Raw genomic sequence first — 14,036 nt, forward strand, 5'->3', positions numbered from 1 at the left:
CCTACATCAGGTCACGGGCGATGCGCTTCTCCTCGAATATCTTCCTGAAAATCTCGGTCTCCCCCTCATAGGCAACGACCGAGGCACTTATGACCCAATCCTTCGCCGTGCAGGATATCGAGGATGTTGCGACCGTGCGGACGAACCAGCCAGGGCGTCGCATGTCGCAGGTCCATGTCGATATGCCGGACATCGACAATGGATCGTTCGGCGCGATCGACCAGACCTCCTCGCGCAGCTGCCGGGTGGAAAGCCCTGTGCCGGGATGTTCGGAAAGGCCGGTATCCTCATGGATTTCATAGCGGGTGACGCCGGCCGAGAGATCGCGCACCACCTGTCGTTTCGTTGATCCCGGTGCATGTTCGATATACTTCGGCAGCGGATCGGGATTGTCGGGCTGCTTGATGTCGATGATCTCATGCGCGCCGAGCTTAGGCAACGCAAGGCCGATGGAGGCGATATCGATCGTCAGGCCCGGATCTTCCGGTGGCGGCAGCACCATCGGCCAATAGGCTGTCGACAACGACAGGCGGATGCGGTGCCCCTTGCGGAAACGATAGCCGCAGGCATCGAGCGTTAAGGTCACTCTGACCTGCTGCCCCTTGCTCAGCGGCTCCGGCGCAGCATTGCCGTTGTGATGAGCGAGATTGAGCACGCCGAAGGAAACGCGCGTTGCCGTGCCGTCCGGATGGATATCGACGAGCCTTGCGCAGAGATTGGCGGTTTCGGCGTCGCACTGCAGCGTCAAGGTGACGATGGGGCGGCCGAGATAATCATGATCCTCGACCAACGGCGTGGTCTGGAAGGTCAGCGATCCGGCATCGTCGATGCGCTGATCGATCGCCATTTCCGCGTCCGGCTTCAGAGTGAACCATTCGCCCGAGGCCGTGCCTGTGTCGAGTGGTGAGCGCAGATAGACGGGATGTTCCGGCGCATGCGGGATCGGCATGCCTTCCATCAGCGTACCGAACTGCTCGACATAGAAGCACTGCATCTCCGGCTGCTGCCACTCTTTCTTGGCAATCCAGAAACCGGGGTCGAAATCGCGGCGCATGGCGGGTTTGGCGGCGTCGAGAATATAGGCACGCACCGATGGCATGGCTTCGGCGCCGTTGCGCTCGCCGCGCAGCCAGCGGTTCCACCAGGCAATCGCTTCTCCATGGAAATCGACCCGCGGCTTCGGCCAAGCGAAATGCGGATATTTGTGAACCCATGGGCCAATCAGCGCCTTCGCCTTATCGCGCAGCCCTTCGACGGCCAGCAGCGGCGTGTTGCGATAACCGTCAGCCCAGCCGGCGATGACGATGGCGGGAATATCGAAGCCGGCGAAGTCTTCGCAGATCGACCCATGCCGCCAGAGGTCATCGCGGCGCTGATGCTGGAGCCATTCTTCCATGAAGAAGGGTTCCTGCTCCAGGCGTTCCAGCCACATATCGCGCCAATCGTCACCAACGATGGCCGGATCGGGTGAGCGAGACTGATAGCCGAGCATGGTCGCCGCCCAGGAAAGCTGGGCGGAGAGATGGCAGCCGTTCTTGTAGTGGATGTCGTCATTATAACGGTCGACCGTAGAGGCGATCGAAATCACCGCTTTCAGTGCAGGGGGCTTCAGGGCCGCGACCTGCAGGCAGTTGAAGCCGCCCCAGGAAATGCCCATCATGCCGACAGAACCGTTCGACCAAGGTTGTGCTGCGATCCAGGCAATCAGCTCGCAGGCATTGGCAAGCTCCAGTTCGGTATATTCGCCATCGATAACGCCGCCGGATTCGCCGGAGCCTCTGATGTCGACACGCACGCCGGCAATGCCGGCTGCAGCGAAGACCGGATATGTCGATTCGTCACGCGGACTTGTCCCGTCGCGCTTGCGGTAAGGCAGGAACTCGAAAACGGCAGGCACGGGATCGCTTTCCGCGCCATCCGGCATCCAGATGCGCGCGGCAAGCCGCGTTCCGTCCTTCAGCGTGATCCACTGATTTTCGATGGTGGTGAAGCTGCGCTCGGCCATGATCATATATCCAGAAGAGTTTTAGGCATTAAACCATACACGGCTGCCGATGTAGCCGTTGGACATATCGTTGCCGATGTCGTCGACATATCCCTTCAGCGTTTTCGCAGAGGCCATGATGTAGTCGTTGAAGACGGGCAGGATCAGGCCACCATCGTCTCGCACCGTGAGCGCCAGCTGTCGATAAAGCACCTTGCGCTTGGCTTCATCGAGCTCGGACCGTGCCTGCAGCACCAACTTGTCGAAGTCGGGGTGCTTGAAACGCGTATCGTTCCATTCCGCGTTCGACAGGTAGGAGGTGGAATAGCGCGAATCCTGCGTCGGACGACCGCCCCAGAAGGAGGCGCAGAAAGGCTGCTTGTTCCAGACATTGGTCCAGTAGCCGTCTTCCGGCTCGCGTTTGACGTCGATCGTGATGCCGGCCTTGCGCGCGCTTTGCTGGAACAGGATCGCCGCATCCACGGCGCCCGGAAAGGCTGCATCGGACGTGAGCAACTGAACGGGGCGGTCGACACCCGACTTCTTGAAGTGGAAGGTGGCCTTGTCCGGATCATATGGCCGCTGCTCGATATCGGTCGGCGCAAGCGCATAGTTGGAGTTGACTGGATAGTCGTTGCCGATCGTTCCATAGCCGCCCAGAACCTTGTCGAGGATCGACTGGCGATCGATGGCATATTTCAGCGCGAGACGAAGATCGGCGTTGTCGAAGGGCGCCGTGTCGCAATGCATCAGGAAGCAGTAGAAGCCTTTGCCGGCGTTTCGGAGGATGTCGACGGTCGGTGCCCGCTGCAGCATCGGTACGGTCTTCGGATCGACATTGTTGACGAAATGGACCTGACCGGAGGCGAGCGCTGCAATGCGGGCGGTGTTATCGTTGATGACGAGGATTTCGACGCTGTTGACAAAGCCTCGGTCGGAGCGCCAATCCTTTGCGTTCTTCTCGAAGGTGGCGCGAACACCCGGTTCAAAGCTTTTTAGAATGTAAGGGCCGGTGCCAACGGCCGCCGCCGGCTTGTCGACGCCACCCTTCGGCTGGATGATCAGGTGGTAGTCGGTGAGAAGGAGCGGCAGGTCCGCATTGCCTTCCGAAAGCGTCAGAACAAGATCACCCGCTTTTTCTTCGATGCCGGTGATCGAGGCCATGAGCCCAAGAGCGCCCGACTGCGAATTCTTGTCCGCGTGTCGCTTCAGGGTCGCGACGATATCGGCAACGGTCATCTTGCTGCCGTCGTGAAACTGCACGTCGTTCCTGATCTTGAAGGTCCAGGTAGATGCATCCGCTGACGGCGTCCAGGAAGTTGCCAGCGACGGTAGGGGAGCGCCGGTTTTGGGGTCGGATTCGACAAGCGTATCGCCCCAGAGGCGGCCAATGACGAACAATACGGAGGCACTATAGGTCGCCGGATCGAGCGCGTCACTGGTGGCGCCGCCTTTGAGACCAAGCTTCAGATGGCCACCACGCTTTGCTTCCTGCGCGCGGGCATCGTGCGGCACCAAGAGGCCGGAGGCGAGGGCAGGCAAAGCGCCCAGTGCGACGGCACCGCCCAGGAAGTGGCGGCGGCCTATGCTCAGAGGCGATGATTGATCTTTTTCACGCGTCATTGCAGTTCCCTTTTTCAACTTTGTTGGGAGGGAACGTAGAGGTCAGGCTGCTTCATGCAATTTCGCGACTTGACGCATCTTTAAGCGAGTTTACGCTAGTTCGTTCCAAGACGGAGTTATGGATGCCTCACCTGGCCGAGAACCTCAAAATTGCCTGCGCAACGCAACGTTCCATTTCGCAGCTGTGCCGTGCAATCGACATCAACCGGCAACAATTCAACCGATATATCAACGGTCAGACGCGGCCGTCTGCCCATAATCTCGCGCGTATAGCCAAGTACTTCGATCTCGACGCAGCCGACTTTGGTCTCGCTCCCATGCTCTTTCGCGAGCGGCTTCGCAAACCGGCCCTGGACCTCAATCAAAGTTCCGAATTGTTAAAGGCGTTCCCCGGAGATCTAACCGCGCTCCGGCGCCATATCGGCTATTTCCAGACCTACCATCGCTCACCGTCCTGGCCTGGAATGGTTGTCTGTTCCTGCAGTCGCATTATCGAGCAGGGTGGGCTGATGCATGTCAAATCGATGGAGCGTCTGCGTGACCCTGGAAACGGCATCCAGCAGTTTTCCAAATATGTGGGTTTGGCAGCCTTCTATCGAAACCGGATCTTCATTACCGAGCGTGTGGTCGGCCCGAATCCCATACTGTCACAGACGATCCTCCTGCCATTCGACGAGTATCAGCGCGTCTATCTGCGCGGGACGACGATGGGAGTTTCCTGGCGAAAGGAAAACCTCCCTTATGCGTCGCGGATGATCTGGCGCCATGTCGGCACCGAGCCGGATCTTCGTGAACTTCTCTCGCGCTGCGGACCTCTGCCGCTATCGTCGCGCCGGCTGCCGCCGACGGTGCGCTCATTCCTCGCCGATCCATCCGCAGAAGTATATGCGGTGCCGGCAGAATATTGAGGAGCCGATTGCCTGGTTTGGTTAGTCTTCGGCCGTTCAAGGGCGAAAACTCCCAAATACAATAGAAAGTTGTGCTTTTACAGAATATATTAAGGGTCGATTTATAAGATTGCAGTCTATCTTGAGGTTGGCGGCACATGCTTTGATATTCGGGGGCGGTTAGATGCTTTTCTCTGCGAGAACGGGTGCAGATCCCAGCCCTCATACCTATGTCAGTGACCTGTTTCGCCAGGAAGCAAAGGTTGATTTGCGCGACGACGCAGACATTCCCGAAGCTGTCTCAGTCAACCGTGTCTTGAATTTCATCAAGCATTTGTGGAGCGAAACCGGCGAGGAGCTGGATGTCAATGTCTTCTATCGTCATCGCACCCTTGATGCCCTCAGCCTTGCAATTTCCAATCACGAAGATCTCTCTGTCTCGCCGAAAATCATAGAGCTCCGAGGCGGAGAAGGTCGTGCACCCCTGCTGCTATTTGCCGGTGGAGCAAGCTGCTTCCTGGAAATGCAGCAACTCATCAAGGAAATCCGCTTTCCCGGGCCTATTCTCGGCGTGGCATTGACGGCCTTCAACCGCGATCGTCACCATCCGGCAACGGTGGAAGACGAGGTTCAAAGCACGCTGAAAGCGTTGCAGGCAGCCGGGATTGACGGACCCTATCGATTGCTCGGCTATTCTTTCGGCGGTGTTTTTGCCTTGGAGCTTGCGCGTGCATTGAAGGCACAAGGGCAAAAGATCGCGTTCCTCGGGATGCTCGATACCCCCTTGGGCGAGCAAGAATGGCCGCTGATGACCTGGGGCAGCTTCATGTGGCAACGCTGGAGGCGAGCTCATACCCGAAAGAAGAATCTGAGGAAGACCGATCCTCAACCACGCCATCGAACATCAATCCAGGCCAATAGGCCGACGACCGAGCGACGGGAATTCCTCGCAAAGAAACTGAAACCACTTTCTTTTCGCTACGCCGACCCCCGCACGGCATATTATCCGGAACTGGCGCCGCAATGGATGGGGGATTATCCTCCGCTTTACGATGTGGCTGCCAGACAACTTCTGCGCATGAAAGGCCTTTATAGACCAAACCGTTACGACGGCGAATTGACCTTCTACCGCAGCCTGCAAGGCTCACCGGTCGATTGCGATCCGAAGACCATATGGGGACGCTTTCTTGCGCATGCCGACTGGATCGATGTTTCCGGCAACCACCAGAGCATGATCGTCGGCCGCAACGCCGGTACGCTCGCGCGCGAACTCAGCGCGCGCCTTACGCGCTGAGCCCACGGGATCGAAATAATCCAGCGCTCAATTGCCGGCGCTCTCCATCTTCCGCGTCGTTAGCACGCGCTCCAGCCACCCGATCTCCATTTCCGGCACGGATTTCAGCAGCAAGTCGGTATAATCGTCGAAGGGCGGCGAAAGCGCTTGCGATTTCGGGCCGAAGCGGACGAGCTTGCCGCGATGCATCACCGCGACACTGTCTGCGATGGCGCGAACGATGGCGATATCGTGGGTGATGAAGACGTAGGAGAGATGCGCCTCTTCCTGTAGCTTCAAGAGCAGTTTCAGAATGCCTTCGGCAACCAGCGGATCGAGTGCCGATGTCGGCTCATCGCAAAGAATGAGTTCCGGCTTGGCCGCAAGCGCTCTGGCGATGGCGACGCGCTGTTTCTGGCCGCCCGAAAGCTCGGCCGGATAGCGGTCGATGAAACCGTTACCCATCTCGATCTGATCCAGCAGCTCTTTCACGCGCGCCGTCTTTGCCGCGCCACGCAGGCCGTCATAGAAGGTCAGCGGACGACCAATGATATCGCGCACGGTCTGGCGCGGGTTCATCGCCGTATCGGCCATCTGGTAGATCAGCTGGATACGCCGCAGCTCTTGCCGCGAACGGTCTTTCAAGGCAGGCGTCAGCGGCTTGCCGTCGAAGGAAATCCGCCCGTCGCTCGGCGGCAGGAGGCCGGTAATCACGCGCGCAAGCGTCGATTTTCCGGAGCCGGACTCGCCGACCACCGCCAATGTCTGGCCTTTAGGAACGTGTAGAGAAACATCGTGCAATACCTTGAAACCATTCGAGTATTGCGCGCTGATATTCTCGACTTTCAAAAGCGCACCCGTCTGATCGGCGGCTTCGGCACGTGCCTCCTGGCGAACGTTGACGAGGGCGCGGGTATAATCCTGCCGCGGCTCCTCGATGATCTGCTGGACGCTGCCATATTCCACCGTCTTGCCATGCCTCAACACCATGATGTCGTCTGAAATCTGGGCGACGACGGCAAGGTCATGGGTGATGTAAAGCGCAGCCGTATGCGTTTCCTCTATCGCATGCTTGATTGCCGCGAGCACGTCGATCTGCGTGGTGACGTCGAGCGCGGTCGTCGGTTCGTCGAAGACGATCAGTTCGGGATTGGAGCAGAGCGCCATAGCGGTCATGGCGCGTTGCAGCTGGCCGCCGGAGACCTGATGCGGATAGCGGTCCCCGAAGGTTTCCGGATTGGGCAAGCCAAGCACCCGGAAGAGATAGAGGGCGCGCGTTCTTGCTTCTTCCTTCGACATCAGGCGATGCTTGACAGTTGCTTCGATCACCTGATCGCCCAGCCGATGCGCCGGATTGAAGGCGGCAGCGGCCGATTGGGCGACATAACAGACCCGCGCGCCGCGAATCCTGCGGATGCCGGATTTGCCGAGCGGCAGAATGTCTGCGCCATCGAGCAATACCTGGCCGCCGGTAATTTCCGCACCGCCGCGGCCATAGGCGAGGGCGGAGAGGCCGATAGTGGACTTGCCGGCGCCGGACTCGCCGATCAGGCCAAGGACTTTGCCTTTCTGCAGATCGAAGGAGACGCCATCGACGATGGTGACGCGCTTCGGCGGCTCGCCCGGTGGATAGCTGGTCGCCTCGATCTTGAGACCGCGAACGGAAAGAAGCTCAGGCATCGCCACGCCCTCCCTTGAGGCTGGAGGTGCGCCGCAAGAGCCAGTCGACCACCAGATTGACACAGATTGCCAGCGCCGCAATGGCGGAGCCCGGCACGAGCGCGGCAGAGATGCCGAAGATGATGCCGTCCTTGTTGTCCTTCACCATGCCGCCCCAGTCGGCCGCCGGCGGCTGGATGCCGAGGCCGAGAAAGGAGAGCGTGGAGAGGAAGAGGATCGAGAAGGCAAAGCGCAGCCCGAATTCCGCCAGCAGCGGCGACAGCGTATTCGGCAGAATCTCGCGGAAGATGATCCAGATCTTGCCTTCGCCGCGAAGCTTGGCGGCCTCCACGAATTCCATGACTGCGACATCGAGCGCCACGGCGCGGCCGAGGCGATAGACGCGGGTGGAATCGAGGATGGCCATGACGAGGATCAGCACGATCAGGTTCTGCGGCAGGACGGCCAGAACGACGAGCGCGAAGATCAGCGTCGGGATCGACATCATCAGGTCGTTGAAGCGCGAGAAGACCATGTCGATCCATCCACGCGAGACGGCGGCGGTGAAGCTCAGGATGATGCCGAGCGAGAAGGAGATAATCGTCGCCGCCAGCGCGACGAAGAGGGTCGTGCGGGTGCCGTAGATCAGACGCGACAGGATATCGCGGCCGAGATTGTCGAGGCCGAAGAAATATTGCGCATCGGCGGGCTGCCAGACATTGCCGACGACTTCCGTTTCGCCGTAAGGGGCGATCCAGGGGGCGAAGATCGCGCAGATGAAGGCGATCAGGATACCGATGATGCCGATCCAGGCGGTGATGGGGATATCTCTCAATCTCATCGTGGATGCCTCAGACGCGGATTGGCGACGATGGCGAGAATGTCGGCCGTCATGTTGAGGAAGATGTAGACGGCGGCAAAGATCAGGCCGCAGGCCTGGACCACAGGCATGTCGCGTACCGTTACGGCGTCGACCATGTACTGACCCATGCCGGGATAGACGAAGACGACTTCGACGACGACAACGCCGACGATGAGATAGGCAAGGTTCAGCGCGATGACGTTGATGATCGGCGCCAGCGCATTGGGCGCGGCGTGCTTGACGATGGCGCGGAAGGCGGAGAGGCCCTTCAGCTCGGCCGTTTCCATATAGGCCGACGACATCACGGAGAGGATGGCCGCCCGCGTCATGCGCATCATATGCGCGAGCACGACGAGAACCAGAGTCGCGGTCGGGAGTGCGATCGCCTTCAGCCGGTCGACGAAGCCCATGCCGTCGAACACCGTCGCCGGAAAGGTGGCGATGCCGAATTTCACGGAGAAGAACATGATGAGGAGATAGCCGATGAAGAATTCCGGCAGCGAGATCGCCGCCAATGAGATGACGTTGATGATCTTGTCCGGCATGCGGTTCCTGTAGTGGACGGCGAGCATGCCCAGGGAGACCGCCAGCGGCACGGAGATCAGGGCGGCAAAGCCTGCCAGAAACAGCGAGTTGCCGAGGCGCTTGCCGATTTGCTCGCCGACGGAATTCTTGCTCGCCCAGGAGGTGCCGAAATCGCCCTTAACCGCGTTGCCCAGCCATTCCACATAGCGGGTCACGACGGGCCGGTTGAGACCGAGCTCCTCGCGGATATTGGCGACAGCCTGCGGCGTTGCCGACTGGCCGAGATAGGTGGTGGCGAAATCGCCGGGCAGGGCTTCGAGCCCGCCGAAGATCAGGACGGAGACCGCAAACAGCAGGATGATACTGAGCACGCAACGCTCGATGATGAGGGACAGCAGCGGAAAACGCTGCTTGAACCTCAGCCCGGGCAGAACGGTGCCGGGGGGCAGATTGGACATGGCCGATGCCTCGCACTTGGAGCGGTTCCATGTTTCAGGGAATCGTTGAGCCGCTCGATCTTGTTGTCTTACGCAATTCCGGACGGAAAGCAGCTAAGCAATTTTCCGGGGATTGCCTGAAACGTCGGGAGGACCGCGAAGGGCTTTCGCGGTCCCGGCTGCGTCGGAGATGAGGGCGGTTTCGCCCGGATTCGGGCGTCAGGCGTCGAGCCAGACGCGGGTCGCGACGTAGCCGTTCGACATGTCGTTGCCGATATCGTGAACGTAGCCCTTCACCTGCTTGGTGGAGGCGTTCACGAAATCGTTGAACATCGGCAGGATGACGCCGCCTTCGTCGCGCACCATCATCGCCATGGCGCGGTAGAGCTCCTTGCGCTTGGCTTCGTCCAGTTCGGAGCGGGCCTGAAGCAGAAGCTTGTCGAAGTCGGGTCGCTTGAAGCGCGTGTCGTTCCAGTCCGCCGTCGAAAGATAGGCGGTGGAATACATCTGGTCCTGCGTCGGTCGTCCGCCCCAATAGGAGGTGGAGAAGGGCTGAACGTTCCAGACATTCGTCCAGTAGCCATCGCCCGGCTCGCGCTTGACCTCGATGTTGATGCCAGCCTTCTTGCAGCTTTCCTGATAGAGAACGGCCGCATCGACCGCGCCGGGGAAGGCCACTTCCGACGTGCGAAGCAGCACGGAACCACTGTGACCGGACTTCTTGTAGTGGAAGGCGGCCTTGTCGGGATCGTATTTGCGCTGCTCTATCCCTTCGGGGAAGAGCGCATAGGTGCTGTTGATCGGGAAGTCGTTACCGACTTTGCCGTAGCCGCCGAGGATCTTCTTGACCATGGTCTCGCGATCCATGGCGTATTTCAGCGCCAGACGCAGGTCGTTGTTGTCAAAGGGCGCCTTGTCACAATGCATGATGAAGACATAATGGCCGCGGCCGGCGGTGGCCAGAATCTCGACGTTCGGAGCACGCTTCAAAAGATCCACGGTCTTCGGGTCGACGCGGTTGATGTAATGGACCTGGCCGGATGAGAGCGCCGCGATACGGGCTGTGGCATCGTTCATGCAGATGATTTCGATGCTGTCGACGAAGCCGCGGTCGGTACGCCAGTCGTCCTTGTTGCGCTCGAATGTGGCGCGCACGCCGGGCTCGAAGCTGACCTGCTTGTAGGGACCGGTGCCGATCGAGGCGAGCGGATCGTCATAGCCGCCATTCGGCTGGATGACGAGGTGATAGTCGGTCAGGAGCAACGGCAAGTCGGCGTTGCCTTCGGTCAGCGTCAGGACGAGGTTGTCGCCGTCGGCCTTGATCTCCTTGATCGACTTCACGACGCCGAGCGCGCCCGATTCCGATTTCGCATCGGTATGGCGCTTGAGCGTGGCGACCACGTCGTCGATCGTCAGTTCCTTGCCGTTGTGAAACTTGACGCCCTTGCGGATCTTGAAGGTCCAGGTGGCGGCATCTTTCGACGGCTCCCAGGATTCTGCGAGCGACGGAACGGCGGCACCCGTCAGCGGATGGGATTCCACCAGCATGTCACCCCAGCAGCGGCCGATGCAGAACATGACCTGCGACAGGAATTTTGCCGGGTCTTTTGAATCGGTCGCAGCACCGCCTTCAAGGCCAAGTTTCAGATGACCGCCGCGCTTCGGTTCGGCCGCCATTGCACTTTCGGTGAAGAGTTTGTCGGCGAGCGTCAAAGTCACGCCCGCTGCCATTGCGCGTCCCATGAATTCGCGGCGGCTGAGACCACCCGCGGTGACGCGGCCTGCAAGATATTTCGTATAGTCGTTCATTCCCCTGTTCCTTCTTCTTGCCGTGTTGACAAAGCTATCGAGCAAGCCACCTCAGGTCACGGTTCCTCTTCCGCCTGAAGCCTGTCGCCCGTGAGCATGCGGGAAATTCAGCGGTTGCCGCCGCCTCTACCTTCCTTTCCAGATGGGGGCTCGCTTCTCCGCAAAAGCCCGTGCGCCTTCCAATTGATCTTCGCTCGAATAGAGGAGGTCGACGGTTGCGAACTGCCGTTTGGTGATCTTGTTCATGGCAGTCTGAAACGTCGAACCCTCCGCCTCGCGAACGATTTCCTTGATTGCTGCATAGACCAGCGGCGGCCCGCTTGCGAGCAGACGGGCGAGTTCCCAGGCCCTGTCCATCAGCCTGTCGGCGATTACGATCTCGTTGACGAAGCCCCAGCGATGCGCCTCTTCGACATTGAGCCAGCGGCCAGTCAGCAGCATGTCCATGGCGATATGATAGGGAATGCGCTTCGGCAGCTTGATCGATGCTGCATCAGCGACGGTGCCGGAGCGGATCTCGGGCAAGGCGAAGGTCGCATGCGGGGCGGCGATGATTAGATCGGCGGAGAGCGCAATCTCCAGCCCACCGCCGCAACAGATGCCGTTGACGGCGCAGATGATCGGCTTGTTGAGGTCGCGGAGTTCCTGCATGCCGCCGAAACCGCCGACGCCATAGTCGCCGTCAACCGCGTCGCCATCGGCGGCCGCCTTCAAATCCCAGCCGGCGGAAAAGAATTTCTCGCCGGCGCCGGTGACGATGGCGACGCGCAGATCCGGGTTGTCGCGAAAGTCGCGGAAGATCAGTCCCATCTTGCGGCTGGTCGCGAGATCGATGGAATTCGCCTTAGGCCGGTCGATGATGACCTCGAGGATGCCGTCTTCGGAGCGGGTTCGAATGGGGTCTTGCAACTTCCGCTACCTCCTTCGCCGGATGAGAGCATCCGCAGCAACAACGCCTCGGGATTCTGCTAGGACCATCAATGGATTAATGTCTAGTTCTTCAAGATGTGCGGCGTTCGTTACGACATATTCTGCCGCTGATAGGACGGCGTCGGCTACAATCTCCAGGCTGCTTGCCGCGCCACCGCGATAGCCTTCGATCAATTTGCGAACCTTCAGCCGCGAAATCCGCTCAAGAACCTCGGCTTTCGTCACGGGGAGCGGCAAAACGACGGAATCCTCAAGCAATTCCACGAGAATTCCGCCCGCGCCAACGGTTAGCGTCAGGCCGACGACCGGATCGCGGACCGCGCCGACGATGAGCTCGGCGATAGGACGGTCGACCATCCGTTCGACGAGGAATCCACGAGCGACCGCAGCCATGCCTTCCGCTGCATCCCTGACGGCATTTCTATCCCATAGGTTGAGCTTGACGGCGCCGACATCGGACTTGTGCTCGACGCCAAGCGCCTTGAGTGCAACGGGGAAGCCGAGTTGCTCCGCGCACCCGGCCGCTTCGTTTGCTGTGGCAGCAGTATGACCCCGCGGGACGGCGAGGCCGGCCGCGGTAAGCTCTGCCTTGGCGGCGGCTTCGTTCAGGGTCTCGACCTCGCCTTCGGCAATGGAGGCGTTAACGAGCGGCAATGGTTGCGGCTTTCTCCAGGCATCGGCAATCCCGCTGGCAACATCTGCCGCCGCCAGCGCTTCGCTGATGCCGCAGAGCGGCACGATGCCGGCTTGGAACAATTGCTCAGCGATCGCTTCCGGCATGTTTTCCGGCAGCGTCGCCAGAATGCCGGCGATAGCCCCCGTCTGCTTCGCGGCTGCGGCAACGGCCGAGACCGTAATCATCCAGTCGGCGCCATCACAACGATCCTCACGCGGGAAATCAAGCACGAGGAGATTGAGGGCATAGCCGCCTGCGAACATCGCGCTGAAGGCCTCCGTCTGTCGGGCCAGATCACCCCAGACGAAGGTGTGGTAATCGAGGGGGTTGGAGAGCGTCACCATCGGGCCGAGGCTTGCGCGCAAGGCGGGCAGCTGTTCGGGTTTCAACGCACGGAACTCGATAGTCCGGCCGACGGCGGCATCGGCCATCAGCGATGCCTCGCCGCCCGAACAGCTCATCGAGGAGATCGCATCGCTTTCGAGAGGGCCGGCAACATGCAGGAGTTTCAGCGTTTCGATCAGCTCCGGCAAAGTCGCGACGCGGCCGATGCCGAGGCGATTGAGAACGGCGTCTGCCACCGCGTCGCTGCCGGCAAGCGAGGCCGTATGCGAGACGGTGGCGCGCTGCGCCTGTTCGGATTTTCCGACCTTCAGCGCGACGACGGGCTTCTTCAATTCACGGGCGCGTATGGCGAGTGCTTCCAGCGCCCTGATATCGCCGAAGCCTTCAATATGCAGTCCCACAGCCGTGACACGCCGGTCTTCAAGGACGGCGCGGGCGAGATCCGAGAGGCCGGTCTGCGCCTGGTTGCCCGCCGTCATCAGATAGCTGATGGGCAGGCCGCGCCTCTGCATGCTGAGATTGATGGCGATATTGGAAGATTGTGTGAGGATGGCAACGCCGCGCTCGGTTCTGACGATGCCGTGCTGGTCCGGCCAAAGCAGGGCGCCATCCAGGCCGTTGATCATGCCATAGCAGTTCGGGCCGACGATCGGCATGGTGCCGGCGGCTTCGACGAGCGCGCGCTGCAGATCCGCCCCGTCTGTCAGTTCCGCCACGGCCTCGCTGAAGCCGGAAGCGTAGCAGACGGCGCCGCCGGCGCCTCTGGCTGCGAGATCACGAACAATATCGACGGTGAGCGTCCGGTTGACGCCGACGAAGGCGGCGTCCGGCGCGTCAGGCAGGCCGGCAACCGACCGGTAGCAGCGGCGACCGAGGACGCTTTCCTGTGTCGGATGCACGGGCCAGATCTCGCCGGCGAACCCCATGCGGTCGCATTGCTCAATGACGCGCCGGGCCTCTCTGCCGCCGAAGACGGCGATCGTTCTGGGGCGAATGAGGCGGTCGAGCGAGCGCTGGGTCATGGGC

General features: G+C 60.4%; 10 protein-coding genes. 2 read left to right on the top strand and 8 right to left on the bottom strand.

Translation table 11 applies throughout. The features are described from left to right. Position 1 precedes the first annotated feature (1 nt). A complete protein-coding gene (locus RTCIAT899_RS26730; protein WP_015342954.1) occupies positions 2–2,005 on the bottom strand; it encodes a CocE/NonD family hydrolase in 2,004 nt (667 codons plus the stop codon). A 21-nt stretch (positions 2,006–2,026) separates the two neighbouring features. Next, positions 2,027–3,607: an ABC transporter substrate-binding protein gene (locus RTCIAT899_RS26735; protein ID WP_015342955.1), complete on the bottom strand. Its 1,581-nt coding sequence runs from the start codon at positions 3,605–3,607 to the stop codon at positions 2,027–2,029. Between the two features lie 122 nt (positions 3,608–3,729). On the opposite strand from RTCIAT899_RS26735, the gene RTCIAT899_RS26740 reads away from it, so the two are divergent. Continuing rightward, positions 3,730–4,515 carry a helix-turn-helix domain-containing protein gene (locus tag RTCIAT899_RS26740; protein ID WP_015342956.1) on the top strand — a complete coding sequence of 262 codons (786 nt, stop codon included), beginning with the start codon at positions 3,730–3,732 and terminating at the stop codon, positions 4,513–4,515. Positions 4,516–4,678: 163 nt separating this feature from the next. Beyond that, positions 4,679–5,788, top strand: coding sequence for a thioesterase domain-containing protein (locus RTCIAT899_RS26745; protein ID WP_015342957.1), 1,110 nt, complete (start codon positions 4,679–4,681; stop codon positions 5,786–5,788). 27 nt (positions 5,789–5,815) lie between these two features. Here RTCIAT899_RS26745 and RTCIAT899_RS26750 read toward each other — a convergent pair whose 3' ends face one another. From RTCIAT899_RS26750 to RTCIAT899_RS26775, 6 genes are all read right to left on the bottom strand, one after another. Then, positions 5,816–7,447: an ABC transporter ATP-binding protein gene (locus tag RTCIAT899_RS26750; protein ID WP_015342958.1), complete on the bottom strand. Its 1,632-nt coding sequence runs from the start codon at positions 7,445–7,447 to the stop codon at positions 5,816–5,818. Next, on the bottom strand, positions 7,440–8,267 hold the full coding sequence (locus tag RTCIAT899_RS26755) for an ABC transporter permease (protein WP_015342959.1): 828 nt from the start codon (positions 8,265–8,267) through the stop codon (positions 7,440–7,442). Before RTCIAT899_RS26755 ends, RTCIAT899_RS26750 begins: the two co-directional genes overlap by 8 nt. After that, entirely contained in the window at positions 8,264–9,271 is a 1,008-nt protein-coding gene (locus tag RTCIAT899_RS26760; protein ID WP_015342960.1) for an ABC transporter permease, read from the bottom strand. Before RTCIAT899_RS26760 ends, RTCIAT899_RS26755 begins: the two co-directional genes overlap by 4 nt. Before the next feature lie 198 nt (positions 9,272–9,469). Beyond that, positions 9,470–11,059 (bottom strand): ABC transporter substrate-binding protein, encoded by a 1,590-nt coding sequence (locus tag RTCIAT899_RS26765; protein ID WP_015342961.1) that lies wholly within the window; start codon positions 11,057–11,059, stop codon positions 9,470–9,472. 126 nt (positions 11,060–11,185) lie between these two features. After that, a complete protein-coding gene (locus tag RTCIAT899_RS26770) occupies positions 11,186–11,968 on the bottom strand; it encodes a carnitinyl-CoA dehydratase (RefSeq protein ID WP_015342962.1) in 783 nt (260 codons plus the stop codon). Positions 11,969–11,974: 6 nt separating this feature from the next. Continuing rightward, a complete protein-coding gene (locus RTCIAT899_RS26775) occupies positions 11,975–14,032 on the bottom strand; it encodes an acetate--CoA ligase family protein (RefSeq protein ID WP_015342963.1) in 2,058 nt (685 codons plus the stop codon). Between the last annotated feature and the right edge of the window lie 4 nt (positions 14,033–14,036).

The organism is Rhizobium tropici CIAT 899, from assembly GCF_000330885.1.
Lineage (GTDB): Bacteria > Pseudomonadota > Alphaproteobacteria > Rhizobiales > Rhizobiaceae > Rhizobium > Rhizobium tropici.